Here is an 18,346-nt window from a genome sequence, read left to right on the forward strand (position 1 = left end):
ATCATTTGGGGAATTCAGTTGGGATGAAGTGCGTACTTCATTTTTGCGTGGAAGAGTCAAACCGCGCTACAGATTTCGGTGGTGGTGTGGGTGGCTATACAACATACACCAATAGATTGATTGCAGCGCAAGACAGTTTCCTAAAAAGTGGCTTTGAGATGCATTTTTCTCGAGTGACTCCCCCACTCAAATTGAAGCCAAAACTTCTTGTGGATTTGTTTAAGTTACTTTTTGATGCAGGTCGAGCTCTGTATTCCATGTTTAGATATCGTCCAGACGTGATCCACATACATGGAATGTACTGGCGATCAACATATCGCGAAGTAATTTTTTTGGTTTTGGGGCGCATATTTTCTGCAAACGTCTTCTACGAAGCGCGAGGCGGGTCATTCTCCGAGTGTATTCAGCATCGAAGTTTGCAAGGGCATCTCGCACGGTTCTTGCTTAGAAGTGCTCAAGTCGTGTCGATCCAGGGGGAAAAGGAGATTGGTTCTCTGGCAGGTATTGCGGGTAGATCTATCTTGTACATGCCCAATGTAATTAGCCCACAACTTGAACGGATGCGATTTGAGAACAAGAAGTTTAGCGAGCGTGACGTTGACTTTTGTTTCCTTGGCTATGTGTCGCGAGCAAAGAATATTGAGCTATTCTTCAACATTGCAGAGCTGAATCCAGACAAAAAATTCACTTGCATAGGGTTCGTGGAGAGGGGCTTGTTGGATGCGGTTAGTCTACCCAAGAATGTGAGTTTGCTCGGTAGATTGGATAAAGTCGATGCATTTCGAGTGCTTCAAAACACAAAGTTCTTCCTTTTTCCAAGTAAAATGAGAAGCGAGGGTCAACCAAACGCAATTCTTGAGGCGATCTGGGCTGGGTGCGTTCCTATTGCATTCAATCACGGCTTCATCGCTGATCTTATTCAAGATGAAACGTTGATGCTTGATCCAAATGTGGAGGATCTGACAGCCTTGAACAATCAAGTCATGAAGCTGTACAGAATGAAAGACAAGACCAATAGATCACATCGTTCGGAGTTGATAAGTTTCACGCGGTCGCACGCCGAAGTTGAAAGATTGATTGAGGTCTACCGTCACTTAGTTAAGTAAACGGCGAAGATGGGCTATACCAGGTGCTTGAATCGAAATCGTGAGATGCGCATATACCGAGTTGTGGTGACAGTTGGTGTTCTATGGTGAGGCCTAAGTTGATCGATTTCGTGAGATAGGTTTTGAGAGCCTATAGCTGTACAATGAGGGTTTTTGGGATGTCTTTTCGCTTTGACACCTGGAAAGGCGTCACCGGAGCGAGTGGTGCCGTTTATTCTGCGAAGGCGATTTCATGACTGCTCCGCACATTTGGGATAAATAAGTAGAAAAGAAAATGTTTAAAGGGATGTTCTTAAGGTTAGGACTGAATGAATGACTGACAACTGCGGTTCGCTCGGTGGTCGCCACTCGAAGTCTGTACCGGCTTCCTCGATTCCATTTGGCTTCTTTTTACTTGCACTGTTGTTCAACCCGTGGAATTCAGCCCTGATGTCAAGCTTTCGCGCAAATGATCTTTTTTTGCTTGCGAGTCTTTTGACAATCATTCCTCTTAAACGGGTTTCTGGTGTATTTCTGTTGCTTTGGTACATTTGGATGGTGATTCTTCTGGTTTCGCTAACACGGTCGTCGCTGGTTTCGTACCCGCACGATTTGTCTCGATTAGCTTTCTTTTACAAGTATAGCTTAATATTTTTTGTTCCATTGGTTTTTTTGGCGCTTGTGGATCGAGTTTCCCGTCTTCGTTTAGTCGAGGTATTTGTGTTTGTCACCTTTGTATTCTTGATTGCTTGGGCATACTTTTATCCAATCGCCATCAATCGCGGTGTGCTAATTGGCGTCTCGAGGGCTAGTTTCCCAGGCCCAGCAAGTTTTGAGATCTCCGACGCCCACCTATACAGCAACTACCTTGCGGTTAGTCTCTTATACTATATGATTTACTATCAAAAGATTAGGCGGCACAGCGCATTCCTGACATTTGCGGTAGTGTTGAGCGCGCTCGGTGCGCTAGTTTTGACTGGCAGCAGGAACGGGTTTGTTGTGCTCGGACTTGGCGGTGTTGTTTGGTTTTTGTTTGTTGGTTCGTTTCGATCGCGGGTTTCAAAAGGGGTGGCTTTTCGAGTGTTGGCGTTGGTTGTTGTTTCGGCAATGCTGTCGATTGCTTTTTGGGAACAGATTTCCGATTTTCTTGGCGGCGCCGCTGCGCGTGCTTTCAATTTTTCGTTTGGTAGTGATGCGAGCGCCCAGAATCGTCTGGTTTTGCTCGGTGTCGCTGTGGACGACATGATTCATTCGTCAGTTTTGTTCGGTGCCAGTTTAATTGGCGCGTCTGTACTTTGGTATGACAGTGGCTTTGGAATCTTGCTCGCTCACTCGGGTTTCGCGGGTGTTATCTATATTGTTTTTTTGTTGTTATTGTTTTTCTTGCTTTATTTCCCGCTTAGACTACGAATTGAGTACAGGACGAGTTTGGTTTTGTTTATTGTTTATGCGTTTTCAAATATGATTACAGAGTTTGCATTGGTGACCCGAAGTGTTCTGCCGAGTATTGTCTGCATCATGATCCCACTTGTTTCGGCTAATCTGCGTAAGAAGGTTGTCAAATAGACCGGTTCTGTTTGTGACGCGTCGCAAGCGATCACGCGAGACTGTGGCAACTTTGACTTCCTGTTTTTCACAAGTCCTCAGCCCGAACGTGATTCGAGCCAGTTCCTTGTTCTGCATGAACCCCTTCTATAGGTTTCCAAACCAAAATAGTTTTCGTCTTCATTGCCGCCTACAACTCGCAGACGACGATCGGCGATTCCGTTGAGTTCTTCCCCTCTCAGGACCGCCTTGACATGGAGTTAATTGTCATTGACGGTGCGTCTGAGGACGGCACTTGCGCGATTGTCGAGGGGTTCAACAGTCCCACTATTAGATTTTGCAGCCAATCCGACCAAGGCATCTACGACGCTCAAAACAAAGGCATGGCGTTGGTCGACGGGGAGATGACCGGCCTTTCGCATACCGATGACCTGTTTGCACGGCAGAGCGTTCTAGCTCAGGTGGCGAAGGCGTTTGGATCAGGCAATATCGATGGTGTCTACGGCGACCTGGAGTATGTCGCCCGCGACTGTCCCGGCCGTGCGAGCCTCGATTGGCGTGTAGGGGCTTGCAGTCCGAAGCCGCTGCGCAAGGATTGGATGCCACCGCACCCTTTGCTGTTTCTGCGCCGCGACGTGTTTGAGAAGCACGGGAGCTATGAGATCGGTTTTCGCGTTGCGACCGATTTTGAGGCAATCCGGCGGTGGTTGACCAAGGGGAAGCTTCGATTGGCATATAGTCCTGTAGTCCTGTTTCGAATTCGGGTTGGGGACGAGAGCTACCGGTCTCTAGGTTGGGTTATCTGCAAAAGCCGCGAAGTTTTACGCGCTTTCCGCCGGTATAGCATTGGAGGGCGCGGGTTTTGTTGGCCAAGAACCTCAGCAAGCTATGTCAATTCACAAGTCGGGAAAGTGCCCAGAATATGAAGGATATCTAACCTCATGACGAAACGTGCGCTCATCACGGGTATCACAGGCCAAGACGGCAGCTATCTGGCTGAGTTTCTCCTCGAGAAAGGCTACGAAGTCCACGGCATCAAACGACGGGCGTCGTCGCTCAACACTCAGCGGATCGACCACATCTACGAGGACCCGCATGAGCCGAACCCCAAGCTCAAACTGCATTACGGTGATCTTACGGATACCTCCAACCTCACCCGCGTCATCTCGGAGATTCAACCTGATGAGGTCTACAACCTTGGGGCGCAGAGCCATGTGGCGGTGAGTTTCGAGAGCCCGGAGTATACGGCGGATGTCGATGGGATCGGCACGCTGCGGTTGCTTGAGGCGATCCGGTTCCTCGGGCTCCAGGAGAAAACGCGCTTCTACCAGGCGTCGACCTCTGAACTGTTCGGCCTCGTGCAGGAAACCCCCCAGCGCGAGACCACGCCGTTTCACCCGCGCTCGCCCTATGCCGTCGCCAAGCTCTATTCCTACTGGATCACGGTGAACTACCGCGAGGCTTACGGGATGTATGCCTGCAACGGGATCCTGTTCAATCACGAGAGCCCGCGCCGGGGCGAGACCTTTGTGACCCGCAAGATCACCCGGGGGCTTGCCAATATCGCGCAAGGTCTCGAGGATTGCCTCTACATGGGCAACATCGACGCGAAGCGCGATTGGGGCCACGCAAAGGACTACGTCCGCATGCAGTGGATGATGCTTCAGCAGAACGAGGCGGAGGATTTCGTGATCGCGACGGGGGTGCAATACTCGGTGCGCGAATTCATCGACTGGTCGGCAAGGGAGCTGGGGATCCGCTTGCGGTTTGAGGGCGAGGGAGTCGACGAGATCGGGATCGTCGAGGCGGTCGAGGGCGAGAACGCGCCCGAGGTGAAGCCCGGTGACGTGATCCTGCGGATTGACCCGCGATATTTCCGCCCCGCCGAAGTCGAAACCCTGCTTGGTGATCCCTCCAAGGCTAAGCAGAAGCTTGGCTGGGAGCCGGAGATCACCACGCGCGAGATGTGCGCAGAGATGGTGGCCGAAGATCTGAAGTCCGCCAAGCGCCACGCCTTGCTGAAAGCGCATGGGTTGGAACTTCCGGTCTCGTTTGAGAACTGAGGGTGACGCGATGAAAACCTACGTTGCAGGCCACCGCGGCATGGTGGGTGGGGCGATCCTTCGCAAGCTCGAAGCGCGCGGGATCGAAACCGTCACCCGCACCCATGCGGAGTTGGACCTCACCAGCCAGGCCGAGGTGCGCGATTTCATGAAATCCGAAAAGCCCGGCCGGGTGATCCTCGCCGCCGCCAAGGTGGGCGGGATCATGGCCAACAACACCTATCCGGCTGCGTTCATCTATGAAAACCTGATGATCGAGGCCAACGTGATCCACCAGGCCTTCGAGGCCGGGGTGCATAGCCTGTTGTTCCTGGGCTCGTCCTGCATCTATCCCAAGATGGCCGCGCAGCCGATGCGCGAAGACGCGCTTCTGACTGGCACGCTTGAGCCCACCAACGAGCCCTATGCCATTGCCAAGATCGCCGGGATCAAGCTTTGCGAGAGCTACAACCGGCAATACGGCACGGATTACCGCTCTGTCATGCCCACCAATCTCTACGGGCCGGGTGACAACTTTCATCCTCAGAACAGCCACGTTTTGCCCGCGCTGATCCGGCGGTTTCACGAAGCGGCGCGTGGTGGCGTTGATGAGGTTGTGGTCTGGGGCACCGGCACGCCGATGCGCGAGTTCCTTCATGTCGACGACATGGCCGAAGCCTCGCTCTTCGTCGCGGATCTCGCGCCCGAGATCTACGAACGCGAGACCGAGCCGATGCTGAGCCACATCAACGTCGGCACCGGCAGCGACGTGACAATCCGCGAGCTCGCCGAAACGGTGGCCCGGGTCACCGGCTTTGACGGCAAGATCACCTTCGACGCCAGCAAGCCCGATGGAACGCCGCGCAAGCTTCTGGACGTGAGCCGGCTCGCGCGGCTTGGCTGGACGGCGCGGATCGCGCTCGAAGACGGTATCCGCGAGACCTATGACTGGTTTCTTGAACAACGCGATGACGGCCTCAGGATGGCCTGATATCGCGTAGAGGTTGAATGACCGAGTACAGGAAGGAAGTTTCTCGATGATCACGCCCGTCCTTCTCAGCGGCGGCTCCGGCACCCGGCTCTGGCCGCTGTCGCGCAAGTCCTACCCCAAGCAATTCGTGCCTCTGGTCGGTGACGAGACGCTGTTCCAGGCTTCGGCGCGGCGGCTCTCGGGGGCGGGGTTCGCGGTGCCGCTGGTGCTCACCAATGCCGATTTCCGCTTCATCGTGACCGAGCAGCTTGGCGCGATCGGGATTGATCCGGGCGCTGTGCTGATCGAACCCGAGGGGCGCAACACCGCGCCCGCCGTGCTCGCCGCCGCGCTCTGGCTCGAGCAGGCCGACCCGGACGGGCTGATGCTGGTGGCGCCGTCGGATCACGTGGTGCCCGATGCGGCAGCCTTCCGCGCGGCGGTGGAGATCGGCCGCGCGGCGGCGGAGGCGGGCAAGCTGGTGACCTTCGGGATCACCCCCGACCGCGCAGAGACCGGCTATGGCTACCTCGAGCTTGGCGAGCGCCTCGATCCGGGCGCGCCGCGGCTGATGGACCTTGTGCGGTTCGTCGAAAAACCCGACGCCGCAAGCGCCGCCGAGATGGTCGCCACCGGGCGGCACTTGTGGAACGCAGGCATCTTTCTGTTCTCGGTCCGGGCAATCATCGACGCGTTCAAGGCCCATGCGCCGGAGCTTGTGGGGCCGGTGGGCGATGCGGTTGCGAAGGGCCGGGCCGATCTGGGCTTCCACCGGCTCGATCCGGCGGCCTGGGCCACGGTCGAGGATATCTCGATCGACTACGCGGTGATGGAGCGGGCGGGCAACCTCGCGGTGGTGCCCTTCGCCGCCGGGTGGTCCGATCTCGGCGGCTGGGATGCGGTCTGGCGTGAAAGCGGGCCGAACGGCGATGGCGTGGCCACAGCAGGCAACGCCACGGCGATCGACTGCCACAACACGCTCCTGCGCTCGGAGGATGAAAATCTCGAAGTCGTCGGCCTCGGGCTTGAGGGCATCATCGCCGTGGCGATGCCCGATGCGGTGCTCATCGCCCACAAGGACCGCGCGCAAGAGGTCAAGGCAGCGGTGACGGCGCTCAAAGCCAAGAACGCGCGCCAGGCGGAATCCTTCCCGCGCGATCACCGGCCCTGGGGCTGGTTCGAAAGCCTGGTGATCGGCGAGAGGTTCCAGGTCAAGCGTATCGTCGTGCATCCCGGCGCGGCGCTGAGCCTGCAATCGCACCACCACCGCGCCGAGCATTGGATCGTGGTGCATGGCACCGCCAAGGTGACCATCGAGGACCGCGTCGATCTCGTGAGCGAGAACCAGTCGATCTACATCCCGCTCGGGCAAAAGCACCGGCTGGAGAACCCCGGCAAGCTGCCGATGGTGCTGATCGAGGTTCAGACCGGGTCGTATCTCGGCGAAGACGACATCATCCGCTACGAGGACGTCTATGCCCGTGACTGATCTGACCTGCTTCAAGGCCTACGATATCCGCGGGCGTCTTGGCGAGAACCTCGACGAAGACATCGCCCGGCGGATCGGGGCGGGGTTCGCCAAGGCGCTCGGCGCGCGTAAAGTGGTGCTCGGGCGCGATATCCGGGCCTCGTCGGAGGCGCTTTCGGCCGCCGTGGCCGAGGGGCTCACGGGGCAGGGGGTGGAGGTGCTCGATCTGGGCCTGTCGGGCACCGAGGAGATGTATTTCGCAACCACGCATTTCGGCGCGGATGGCGGCATCTGCGTGACCGCCTCGCACAACCCGATGGATTACAACGGGATGAAGATGGTGAAGGCGGGATCGGCCCCGCTCGATCCGGCCACGGAACTGGCGCGGGTCAAGGCGATGGCCGAGGCCGACCTTGCGCCGGTCGCCACGCGCGGTGAGGGTCTGCCCGCCGAGGGCGCGCGCGCAGCTTACATCGCCCGCGTGCTCTCTTTTGTCGATATCGCGGCGCTGAAACCGCTGAAGCTGCTCGTCAATGCCGGCAACGGCGCTGCGGGGCCGACCTTCGATGCGATCCTTGAGGCGCTGGTCGCGCAGGGCGCGCCGCTCGAAGTGGAGCGCCTGCACCACGATCCCGACCCGAGTTTTCCGAACGGCATCCCGAACCCGCTGCTCGATGAGAACCAGCCCGTCACCGGCGCGGCTGTCCGCGCCCAAGGCGCCGATCTCGGCATTGCCTGGGACGGCGATTTCGACCGCTGCTTCCTGTTCGACGCCGAGGGCCGCTTCATCCCCGGAGAATACGTGGTCGGGCTGCTCGCCGAGGCCTTCCTCGTCAAGGAACCGGGGGCAAAGATCGTCCACGACCCCCGCGTGGTCTGGAACACGCAAGACATCGTCGCCCGCCTCGGCGGCGAGGCAGTGCAATCACGCACCGGCCACGCCTTCGTCAAACAGGTGATGCGCGAGACGCGCGCGGTCTACGGCGGCGAAATGTCGGCGCATCACTATTTCCGCGACTTCATGGCCTGCGATTCAGGGATGATCCCCTGGCTGCTGGTGATCGAACTCATGAGCCGACGCGGCCAGCCGCTCGCCGCCCTCGTCGATGACCGCCGCGCCGCCTTTCCCTCGTCGGGCGAGATCAACTTCCGGGTGGATGACGTGGCCGATGTGATTGCCCGCATCGAGGCGACCTATGCCCCCGACGCCACGACCCGCGACGACACCGACGGGCTTTCGCTTGCCTTCGACACCTGGCGCTTCAACCTGCGCGCCTCGAACACCGAGCCGCTGCTCCGGCTGAACGTGGAGGCGCGGGGAGATGCGGACCTGCTCGCAGCCCGTGTGGAGGAATTGCGCGCGCTGATCGAGACGTGATTGCTGGGCGGGTTGTGTAGGGGCGGTGGAAGGCCGATCATAGGCGATGATCGTCAATCATTTGGACCATCCCCCGTCATGCACCGTGACGACGCCCCTTAAGCCCACATATTATGTTCCGCCCGCTCAAGATAACACGCCAGCACATTCACGGATTTCCAGCCGCCCGCGCGCATGAGCGCGATCAGTTTCCAGCGGTGCGATTTGCGGTGCGGGGTCAGCGCAAGCGTGCCCCAAGAGGTCTGGCGGGTCGGGTCGACCTCTGATCCGCAGGACGAATGTCGATGGCCTTCCCGCAAGTCGGCGCGGGAAGTGGTCGTTTCCGCGTGGATGGTTTCCGGTATTGAGGCGGTCGGCACGACGGACCTTGCCCCCCGGGTTGGGCATCCCCAGCGCCAGATCGCGGGAAACCCTGCCGGCCCATCCACGAGACCTGGCCCGGCGCGCGCCGCCTCAGGGGTAGTATTTCAGGGGATCGTGGAACCGCATCAGGTGACTTTCCACCCAGCTGAACGGGTCGTAAACCACCTCCGGTCCGGCCGCCGGGGCCAGAACCGGTCCCGAGGATGGGCTTGGCGCGCCGAGGTTGGGCGACGCGGGATTGGCCGCGGGCGCGGATGGGCTGCCGGAGGGGGCAAATTCCCCGGGCAGCGGGCCTTCGGGAGCGGCATCGGGCAGGAGCACCTGGGCCAGTCGAATGCCCACCCCCGGCCGGGTCGCAAGGGAAGCCTGCGCCGCGGCGGAAGCCGAGAGCGCCAGCCCCCGGGAACCGAATGCCGGGATTTCGCCGGGCCCGGCCCATGCCGCGCTGGCCAAGAGGCAGGCCATCGCTGTTGCCATCATTGCGAACCGCATCACTCGCCCTCCTCGTTGTCAAAACCGCCTTGCATCTGCTCCAGAAGATCCCTGATCGCGGGGTCCGCGACCGGGTCGAGGCCTTGTGGCGCGGCGGTCTGCGCCGGTGGCCCGGAGGGCGCGCCATTGAGCGCCTCCGCCCCCGGACCCGTGGCGGTCAGGATCCCGTCGGCCCCGAAGAGCCCCGCGAAAGGGGACTGCTCTGCGGGCAGAACCGAGAACGCGGTGATCAGCATGGCCCCGTCCCCGGTGCGGATCACCAGAAGCCGCGCGCTGATCGGCATGGCGGGGGCCTCGCCAAGCCCGATCATGCCGAAAAGGTCTTCGCCCGCGATATGGAACCGCCCGGCGGTGAGGTCGAAGGGGGTATCCTCGCGGACCTCGCTGAGCATCTCGTCGCGCAGGGCCCGCGCCGCGGAGTCGCGCAGCGCCGCGGGGTCGGGCCAGGGGTCGCCGTCTAGGGTCGATACGGTCACCGCGATCAGGCCCGACTGCGGAGACGGCGGCTGCCATTGCTCGGCGCGCAGGTGCCAGACCTCGATCGCGGCGTCATGGTGCTGTTCGACTTTCCAGCCCCGCGCTGGAGGGTTGAGAGAAATCCCGCTCCCCCCGAGATCAAGCGCCATCGCCTCAAGCGGTGCCAGTGCGACCCCGATCAGGATGGCCACGGCATTTGTCGTCCAGTGCATTTGCGCCTCCTCTTACCGCGTCGCCTGCCATGTGCCGCGATGGCGATCAGACCCGTTGCCGACATCCCAGCCGCCGCGGGCACCGGCCTCTGCGACCATCCCCCATATCTGCCCCTCGATCGGCCAGTCCATGTAGGGATCGGTGATCGTGCCCCGGATCGGCACCCGGAACTCGGGGCCCGTGGCAGGGCCGGAAAAACCGAGGTCTACCCGGTCGCCATCCCATATCCCGCGCACCGTCCCCACCACCTCGCCACCCCGCATCGTGAAGGATATCGCGATACCGGCGTTGCCGTCGATCGTGCCGGCATAGACCCCCTCGAACGATTGCGCTGCCGGTGGTGCAGGCGGTGCGGTCGTCGCCCCGAGATCCCGCACCGGCTGCAGTTCAACCCAGACGATCCCGCGTTGACCTGTCTCGGCATTGGTGGCCCAGGTTTCGGGGCTGCTGTCGATAACCGTGTAGCGCCCTGCCGGGATAACGATGTCGGGGTGAACGGCCCAGACCGCGTTGGGCACACCGCCCTGGCCGGGTCGCCCTTCGGCGGCCCAGCGGCCCTGCATTTCCCCGCGTTCGTTGACAAGCCCGATGGTGCCGGGCGTGGCACCCTGCCCGAAGTTCCAGTGATAGGTCATCAGCGATGTCAGCAGGCTTGGCCCGTCAACCTGGATGCGCGAGGGCCGGGTGGGGCCGTTCTGAACCGCGGCGATGCTGTCGATGGCGACCTTTTCGGGCGCGCCGTGAGGTTGCCAGGCCGGGGCCGGGCGTGCCTCGGGGGGCGGTCCTTGCGGCGATGCGACCGGCGGCGGTGCGGCCTGTTCGGCGGCGGCCCGGCGGGCCGCTTCGGCCTGTGCCTCGACGCTGCGGATCGTCGCCTCCACTTCCGCAATCAGCGCCGAGGTTGCGGCGTCGGGGCAGATTGACTGCGCCTCTTGCAGGCTGTGGAGCGCCTCGGCGTTCTGCCCCGCCTTCTGCGCAACCTGTGCCGATGCCAATGCCCGGGCAACCTGCGCATGGCGCGCGCCGCCCGGGCTGCAATCTGCCCGGGCTTGCGCGGCAACGCTATCGAGCGTGGGTGTCGCTGGGGCGACAGGGACGGTCGCGCGCTCGTCCGGCGGCGGCGCAACCGGGGCGAGACGCGCGCGCAACGCTGCAAGCTGCTCGGCGCGTCCTGGATCGGGGCAAAGCGCCAGTGAGGCTTCGAGATCGTTCAAACCCTCGCCGACGGCCCCGGCCGCCACCTTGCCAAGCCCGGCGTGCCAGACCTCGGCGGCGCGGTCGATATCCGGCCCGCCCGGATCGCACCGCGCCGGATCTTTTGCGGGCGCTGGTGCCTCGGGCCGACCGCCTTCGGGTGCCGCCGCTGCGAGCCGGTTCCGCAGCATCTCGACCTGGTTGGCGCGCGCGTCGTCCGGGCACAGGGCGAGCGCGCGCGCAAGTTCGTCCAGCCCGGCCGTGGTGCGGCCCGCCGCGACCAGATCGAGCCCGGATTGCCAGAAGCCCGCCGCCTGCTGTGCAGATCGCGTGCCGGGGGCGCAACCGGACGGTGTGTCTTGTGCCGGAGGGGCAACGGATGCCGGGGCAGGAGGTGCCCCGGTGGCCCGGCCCGCGTCTGTCGACGGCCCCGACGGCAGAGGCGTTGACGGGGGCGACACCCCAGCCGGCGCGGCGGGGGTGGGCTCCGCAGGGTCATCGGCCGCCACCTGCGGCGGTGGTGCGGCTTCGTCCACGGGTGGTGCCATTGCGAGGGCCTGGGCCGCGACGGCAAGGTTGATCGAGCCGCGTCCGAGTTCGCGCCCGTCGCGGTCGCGCGCGACCACCTCGGCAGTGATCGTGCCCGGCTCGGACCGGGTAACCGTCGGGCTCTGAACCGCGGCGTTGAAGATGGTGGTGCCGGGGTTCACGCTCCAGTCCCAGCGCGGGGCTTCGGGGGCTTCGCCGGTGAAGGAAGCCGAAAGGGTGATCTGCTGGCCGGTCAGCCAGCGCCCATCGGGCGCATCGACCAGACCGCCCGCCGCGGCATCCCAGACCTTGAGGCGCGGCCCGAGAGCCTTCGCGGTAATCTCGAGCGTGCCCGCGGAAAAATTGTAACTCGCCGTGATCGTGCCGATGTCGTCGCCCCAATAGGCGGTGCGCAGATCTGCGTCGAAATCGATCACCTCGTCGGCACCGCCGCTGAAACGGATCGTCGCCCCGGTGCCGTCGAGTTCGAGGCGATTGGAGGAGGAGGGCGCGCGCCATGTCACGCTGAACAGGTCTTCGTCGAGCGAAGGGCTGGTGAGGATACGCGCGGTGATCTCCTGCCCCGGCATCGCGCCGCGCACGGGATCGAACTGCAACGACAGCGAGGGCAGGCCAACGTCCACCTCCTCCTGCCGCCCCTCGGCGATGGTCTCGCCGTCGCGCAGGATCTGCGCCCAGACCAGCGCCCGGCCGGGGCGCTCGAAGCGCGCCACCGTGCGCCCGTCGGTCGAACTTGGCGGATCGAAGCGCACGCCCTCGCTGCCGTGCCAGATGAAGGTGAGCGGTGCGGGCGCGCCGACGCTGCCGCCGATGTCTTCCTCGGTCGGGCTGGCGATGGTGACACGCGCCGGGGCGTTGCCCGCCTCGGTCTTGCCGGGCAAGGCGGCAGCACCGCCCGGCTCGGTCCATTGGGCGAGAATGGCGATCCGGTCGCCGAGCCAGACCTGTCCGCCCAGGCCGGTGAGCGGCACCTGTGTGCCCATCCCGGGGGCAGCCTCGTCGGAAGCCGATGTCGCCATGCCGTCGCTGTCTGGCGTGTCCGGCCCGGTTTCCCCGCCACCTGCGCGGTCTGGTTGCGGATCGGGATCCGCGAGCGGGACAGTTTCGGTCGGCGCGCTGCCGACCGCGACATCGGGATCGGGGGTGAGGGTTTCGACGTCTTCGGCCGCATCGCCGGCTTCTTCGGCAGGAGGGGCCTCGGGCAAGGGCGGGATCTCCACCGGCGCGCGGGGCGGGCGTGGCTCGCCTGCGATGATCCGCGTGATCGCGTCGGCTACGGCTTGTGCAGCGGCCCTTGCCATGTCCTCGGCCCGCTCTTCGGCCTCCCGGGCGGCGCGCGCGCTGGCCTCGGCCCGGTCGCGGGCCTCCCGCGCGGCCTGTTGCGCCTCGGCAATCGCGCGTCTGCGCGCCGCGTCCTCCGCCTCGGCGGCGCGTCGGGCCGCTTGCGCCGCCGCCTCGTCGTCCGGTTCGGGCTCAAGGCCGATCTTGGCGTAGGCGCGATCCGGCGAGAGGGGCAGGTGCAGGGTTTTCGGCAAAAACCCCTCGGCGGTGATCTCGATGGCAAGCGGAGCACCGAGATCGGCGAGGGCGCTGAGGCGGAAAATCCGGGCGGCAAGCGGAAAGACATATGTGCCATCGCGGCCATCAACGAGACGGGTTCCGTTCACCACGATCACCGGGTTGCGCGGTGCGGCGGGCTGCGACCAGTCGGACGAGACGAGATCGAGCCGGATCACGCCATAATCGCCGTATCGCGCGACGAGGTCCTGCATCAATCGGCTCATCGCCGGATCGAACAGGCACAGCCCGAGAACCTCGTCCGCATCTGTCAGACCCGGCCAAAGCCGGGTGCCGCCCCGCGTCTCGATCGGTTCCAGCCGCGGCACAACGCCGAGGGCGACCAGCGTTTCGGCAAAGCGGGGCGACGAGAGCAGGCTTGCTGCCTTCCGGCACGGGGCTTCGGCCACGATCCGGCGCGCATGGGTGGTGACGATGGCGCGCGACATGAAGGTGTCGGGATTGGCCCTCGCCCGGTTGCCGGGGTGCCCCGATGCCGCCAGCGCCCGATAGCCGCGCATGAGCGTGGCCATGTCGGCGGCGGAGAGATAGGCCGAAGCGCCATCGGCATCGCGCCAGATGAAGGTTTCTCCGTGGCTGTAATGCTCCCAGACTTTCAGCGGGCGGAGATCGGCTTCGGCGCCGTAATCGGTCATATAAAGGGCGCATTCGCCGCCGGTGATGTGGTGGTCGAGCGCCTTGAGTTCCTCGACGAGATAGCCGAGCTGGCCGCAGAGCGATCCCGCGCGCGCCTCCTTGACCTTGGCATCGAGCCGTTCCAGCGCACCGGCAAACGCCATCGCCGCCTCGGAATAGAAGCCGATGAAGTCGCCAAGGCCGGGGATTTCTCCGGTGATGTCCTGCATGTAGGTCAGCACCGCGCCCACCGACTTGAGCCGCCCGATGGGACCGTCGGCGGCATTGTTGTTCGGATCGAACAGCGCCACGAATTCGATCATCCGTCCGGCATCGCCGAGATAGGCCTCGCCCTTCTCGAACAGCGCCTCGGCCTGCGCGAGCGTCTTCGCCGCCGCGCTGTCGCGAAAGGCCCGCTCGTAGATCGAGAGGTTGTACATGAAGCCGTAGCGATTGGCGAAATCGTCGGGATCGCGGATCAGGTCGAGCATCCGCGCCGGGTCGGGCAGCAGGATCTCCTTGCCGGTCACCGCCTCGATCTTCTTGAGCGCGGCGAGCGCGTCGTCGCCGAGCATCTGGGCCACCATCTCGTCGCGGGCGACGGTCATGCCGCTGGCCACGAGGCCTTCGATCCGCTTGATGCTCGCATCCTGCTGCGCGCGGCGCACTGCGTTTCGCCATTCCACGACGGCCGCCTGCGCTTCCTTCACGGGTCCGTATACCTTGTCGAACGCGGCCTTGGTTTCGTCGAACGCGGCCTTAACCTCCTTGTAGCCCTGCTCGTAGACCTTCTGTTCGGCGTCATTGGCGGCGAGCGACGGGGTGAGGGACAAAAGGGCGATGAGCAGCGCGCCGAACAGGCGGCGGAGGGTGGCTTGGGCAACAGGCGGGCAGGGTCGCATCGGGGCCTCCAGGTCAGCGCATGGGCAGATCCATAAACTCGAAAGAAACATCCGGGCGGCCGCGCCCCAGCACATCGACCAAAGCACCATAGCCCGGGTCGATCAGGCTCAGATCCCATTGCCCGTTGGCGTCGAACAGCCGCACCAACAGCGGCGAGATGTAGCTGTTGCTGGCGGCGACGCGCGGGTCGTGGGGAAGCTCCACGCCGAATACCGGCCATGTGTCGTCCCGGCACAGGGCGACGAAGCGGAGCAGGGCACCATTCGCGGCCAGCACCGCGCGGGTCGGGTGATGCCAGCGGTCGAGGTCGAGCAGGCGGCAATCGCCCGCGCCATGGCGCGCGTTCATAAGGTCGAGCCATTCCGCCCCGGCCGGTTGCGTGGCTGCCACCACGGGCGCGGCCGGTGTTGCGGCAATCGCCGACGAGGCGGTGCCGGACACGGCCGGCACTCCGGCGACCACCAGTTCGGCCCCGAGCCGCTGGAACAGGGCCTGATGCTCGGCCAGTTCCGCGCCCAATTCGAGGTTGCCGATGAGCTGGAACAGAAAAACCCGTCCCTCTGCGTCGCGGGGCTCGAAGATGTATTCGAGGAAACGCTCGCTGGCGAACTCGCTGTGTCTGAAGAGCGCGTCCTGTCCGGCGATGGTCAGGGGGCCGTGGGCCACGATATCGTCGTAGCCGAGCAGGGGTTCGTCGGGAAACCACAGCCGCGCCCAGAGCGCATAGCGCCCGTCCGGGCTCGCGAGGTCGATCTCGTCGTCGCGCCGCAGCGTCACCGCCCAGCTTTCGGGCGCACCAAAGGCGTAATCACCAAGGTTGTAGCTGCGCCATTGCTCGGCGGCCACGAGCGTTGGCCACCCGATCAGGATCGCGAGCGCGCCTGCGAGCATCCGTCCCATGTCATCCTCCCTCGACAGGCTCCGTCTGCCCGGGTGTCTGCGAACGATTCGACGGCTACCGACCGCCGGAGGAGACAAGCGAAGACGCAGCTGATCTTCTTTTACGGCCTTGCGCGGTGCCCGCCTTGCGATGCGTCAAGTCCGGCGAAAAAAATCGCTGTCCCAGACCTGGGCACCGGTCAATCTTGCGGGTTTTGGCGCAGGAACGGGCCCCAAGGGCCTGGTCGAGGTGACGGGCTGGGGTTGCTCCGCCCGATTTGGTCGGCGCGATCGGGGCGTCTCCGTCAACGGAAACACAGATCTCCCCCCTACGCCCAGACGTTATGTTCCGCCCGCTCAAGGTAGCGTGCCAGCACATTCACTGACTTCCACCCACCTGCGCGCATGATCGCGGCGGTGTCGAAACCCTTCTTCAGGAGATCCTGCGCGGCGCCGACGCGCAGGGAATGGCCGCTGAACTCCCCGACGACCGAGGGATCGAGCCCCGCGCGTGTCGCGGCGGTCTTGATCAGGCGTTTGACCGTGGTGGTGCTGAGAGCGCGGTCGATCGGGTGGCCCTGGTAGATCGGGCAGAACAGCGGTGCGATGTCGGCCCCGCGCCAGTCGAGCCAATCCGCGATGCGGGCGGCGGTGGTGCGCGAGGTGAAGGCGAGGCGGCCCTCACCGAAGGGGTCGGCCTTCGAGCGGCGCACGATCACCTGCAGGGTGCCATCGGTGCGGAACTCGATATCGTCGGTCTTGAGTGCCACCAGTTCGGAGCGGCGCGAGAGCAGCTCGTAGCCGAGCGAGAGCATCGCCTTGTTGCGCAGCCCCCAAGCCGTGTCGGGCTCGCCCGCGATGAAGGCGTCGAGAAAATCGCGGGTGAGGCCCTTGGCCTGTTTCGGGCGGGTCGGCCTGGCGCGCCGGACGCGTCGGAGCGACAGGTTGATGTCCTCGTCATGGGTTGGGTCGGGCAGGCGCATGAGCCGGTGGGCCTTGCGGATCGCATAGAGGCGGCGTCGCACGGTCGACGCCGCCTTTTCTGCGCCTTGAGCTTCGAGGAAGGCGCAGACGGTATCGACATCGGCGGGGAAGGGCGGCCGTCCTTCACCGGCGCACCAGTCGACAAAGGCCTGCACGTCGGCGTAGTATGATTTCATCGTCGAAGGGGCGTAGGCGCCTTCGAGACGAGCGAACTGAGAGCGCCAATCTGGGGTGATGCAACAATGCTTCATGTGTCACAAAATATGCCACTATGAGTCAGATTGCAACGGGCTCTCAGTTGCGAGCTGCGCGAAATGCCTTGGGTTGGTCACTTCATGAGCTTTCCCAGAGGTCCGGAGTGTCGGTTCGAACCTTGATCCGTTACGAAGATGTGGATGACGTTCCGGCAAGTCGGGGCGGAAATATGGGGTTGGTCGTCTCCACACTAGAATCCGCCGGCATCGAGTTCATCGGCACGCCCGACGATGCCCCCGGTATCCGCATCCACCGCACCGGACCCGACCGCGCGGACTGACCCGCCGTCGTCGCCCGGTCGCCCCCCCGCGGGTGCCCCGGCCACCGTGTCCGCCGCCCCCGGGGGAAAACCGGTTGATCCATCGCCGAGATCGGGCCAGTCTTCCGGCATGCGGACCCCCAACTGGGACATATCGCTCGAGACGCCGCGGTGGTGTGGCACATGACCCGATCCCCCTTGATGACACGGTCAAGTCAAACCCTCGGCGCGGCGCTTTTGTGCGCCTTGATCGCAGACCCCTTGAACGCCCAGGCCGCCGGTCCTCTGCCCTGCGACCAGGTCTCCCTCGAGGTCGTCCCCAGATCCGCGCACTGGGCGGGCTTCTCCGGCTTCGAAATCAAGTCGAACGGGCTCGAGGTTTCCTGCGGGTTCCACCTCCCGCTGTCGGATCAATTCACCCTGGTCACCGGGTTCAGCGCGATGTCGTTCGTCAACAGCTTCGACGTGCAAAGCTACGCCGTCGGCACCTCGGCGGAGGTGCAATACCGTCCTGATGCGTTGGACAATTTCGGCCTCTACGCCGGCCTCGATGGCGGGGTCGTCCTCGGTTACGACGGGTTTTTCCCCGAAGACCGCATGGTCGGCCCCTTCACGTTCGCCGGGAACCTGAAGGGGGGCGTCCTGTTCGACATCCCGCAAACGAACATGACCCTGTTCGGGGGCGTGCGCGCCGTGCCCCCGGTGTTCGGCCATCGGGGGATCATCGCGCCCGGCCTCGGCGTGACCTACCGGTTCTGATCCGCCCGAACAGCCGCGCGCCCGGCGCTTGCCCGATTCATCCCAGACTCGGAACCGCGACTCTCCCACCGCGAAGCCTGCTCGCCTCGGGTCTGGGCGCGCGCCTCGGTCGTATTGGCGAGCGTTCGGCAATGCAGGATCCGACGAAGCCGCACACGCGGTGCCGGCATCGGCGCTTCGAAGCGACGCATCTGGCTGCTAGTTTTTATCCTATCTCAACCGGGCCCAGTCTGAACATCAACTGGGCCCATTTAAAAATAATTAAAACAATGGTTTAGCTCGTTTCCGGGGTGGTTTGTCGGCGCGATTGGTGATAGATTGATCACCATTAAGTAAAT

Annotated in this window: 14 protein-coding genes; 9 read left to right on the forward strand and 5 right to left on the reverse strand. The window is 63.3% G+C overall.

What is annotated here, in order from left to right; genetic code table 11:
* Positions 1 to 47: 47 nt before the first annotated feature.
* From B9Y97_RS15880 to B9Y97_RS15910, 7 genes are all read left to right on the forward strand, one after another.
* Positions 48 to 1,106 carry a glycosyltransferase family 4 protein gene (locus B9Y97_RS15880; protein WP_176224394.1) on the forward strand — a complete coding sequence of 353 codons (1,059 nt, stop codon included), beginning with the start codon at positions 48 to 50 and terminating at the stop codon, positions 1,104 to 1,106.
* A 312-nt stretch (positions 1,107 to 1,418) separates the two neighbouring features.
* Positions 1,419 to 2,651, forward strand: coding sequence for a hypothetical protein (locus B9Y97_RS15885; protein ID WP_139828348.1), 1,233 nt, complete (start codon positions 1,419 to 1,421; stop codon positions 2,649 to 2,651).
* 161 nt (positions 2,652 to 2,812) lie between these two features.
* Positions 2,813 to 3,556, forward strand: a complete 744-nt coding sequence (locus tag B9Y97_RS15890; RefSeq protein ID WP_254900982.1) for a glycosyltransferase — start codon at positions 2,813 to 2,815, stop codon at positions 3,554 to 3,556.
* 15 nt (positions 3,557 to 3,571) lie between these two features.
* Complete coding sequence (gmd, locus tag B9Y97_RS15895) at positions 3,572 to 4,693, forward strand: GDP-mannose 4,6-dehydratase (protein ID WP_085527665.1); 1,122 nt, start codon at positions 3,572 to 3,574, stop codon at positions 4,691 to 4,693.
* Between the two features lie 10 nt (positions 4,694 to 4,703).
* On the forward strand, positions 4,704 to 5,663 hold the full coding sequence (locus B9Y97_RS15900) for a GDP-L-fucose synthase (protein WP_085527666.1): 960 nt from the start codon (positions 4,704 to 4,706) through the stop codon (positions 5,661 to 5,663).
* 46 nt (positions 5,664 to 5,709) lie between these two features.
* On the forward strand, positions 5,710 to 7,131 hold the full coding sequence (locus B9Y97_RS15905) for a mannose-1-phosphate guanylyltransferase/mannose-6-phosphate isomerase (protein WP_085527667.1): 1,422 nt from the start codon (positions 5,710 to 5,712) through the stop codon (positions 7,129 to 7,131).
* Complete coding sequence (locus B9Y97_RS15910) at positions 7,124 to 8,488, forward strand: phosphohexomutase domain-containing protein (RefSeq protein ID WP_139828349.1); 1,365 nt, start codon at positions 7,124 to 7,126, stop codon at positions 8,486 to 8,488. Before B9Y97_RS15905 ends, B9Y97_RS15910 begins: the two co-directional genes overlap by 8 nt.
* Positions 8,489 to 8,941: 453 nt before the next feature.
* On the opposite strand, the gene B9Y97_RS15915 is transcribed toward B9Y97_RS15910, so the two are convergent.
* The 5 genes from B9Y97_RS15915 to B9Y97_RS15935 all read right to left on the reverse strand — a co-directional run bounded on the left by B9Y97_RS15915 (position 8,942) and on the right by B9Y97_RS15935 (position 16,986).
* Positions 8,942 to 9,343, reverse strand: a complete 402-nt coding sequence (locus B9Y97_RS15915) for a hypothetical protein (protein WP_085527668.1) — start codon at positions 9,341 to 9,343, stop codon at positions 8,942 to 8,944.
* Positions 9,343 to 10,032, reverse strand: a complete 690-nt coding sequence (locus tag B9Y97_RS15920) for a hypothetical protein (RefSeq protein ID WP_085527669.1) — start codon at positions 10,030 to 10,032, stop codon at positions 9,343 to 9,345. The genes B9Y97_RS15915 and B9Y97_RS15920 overlap by 1 nt, the downstream gene beginning before the upstream one ends.
* Positions 10,033 to 10,044: 12 nt before the next feature.
* Positions 10,045 to 14,871 (reverse strand): hypothetical protein, encoded by a 4,827-nt coding sequence (locus B9Y97_RS15925; protein ID WP_085527670.1) that lies wholly within the window; start codon positions 14,869 to 14,871, stop codon positions 10,045 to 10,047.
* A gap of 13 nt (positions 14,872 to 14,884) precedes the next feature.
* Positions 14,885 to 15,772, reverse strand: a complete 888-nt coding sequence (locus B9Y97_RS15930; RefSeq protein ID WP_139828350.1) for a hypothetical protein — start codon at positions 15,770 to 15,772, stop codon at positions 14,885 to 14,887.
* Between the two features lie 308 nt (positions 15,773 to 16,080).
* Positions 16,081 to 16,986, reverse strand: a complete 906-nt coding sequence (locus B9Y97_RS15935) for a tyrosine-type recombinase/integrase (protein ID WP_085527672.1) — start codon at positions 16,984 to 16,986, stop codon at positions 16,081 to 16,083.
* 20 nt (positions 16,987 to 17,006) lie between these two features.
* Here B9Y97_RS15935 and B9Y97_RS15940 point away from each other — a divergent pair, with 20 nt between their 5' ends.
* The gene (locus tag B9Y97_RS15940; protein ID WP_085527673.1) at positions 17,007 to 17,270 is read left to right on the forward strand and encodes a helix-turn-helix domain-containing protein; all 264 of its coding nucleotides are present in this window, start codon (positions 17,007 to 17,009) and stop codon (positions 17,268 to 17,270) included.
* A gap of 240 nt (positions 17,271 to 17,510) precedes the next feature.
* Positions 17,511 to 18,008 (forward strand): hypothetical protein, encoded by a 498-nt coding sequence (locus tag B9Y97_RS15945; protein WP_176224396.1) that lies wholly within the window; start codon positions 17,511 to 17,513, stop codon positions 18,006 to 18,008.
* The last annotated feature ends 338 nt before the right edge of the window (positions 18,009 to 18,346 follow it).

This window comes from Maritimibacter sp. HL-12 (assembly GCF_900177545.1).
Taxonomy (GTDB): Bacteria; Pseudomonadota; Alphaproteobacteria; order Rhodobacterales; family Rhodobacteraceae; genus Sinisalibacter.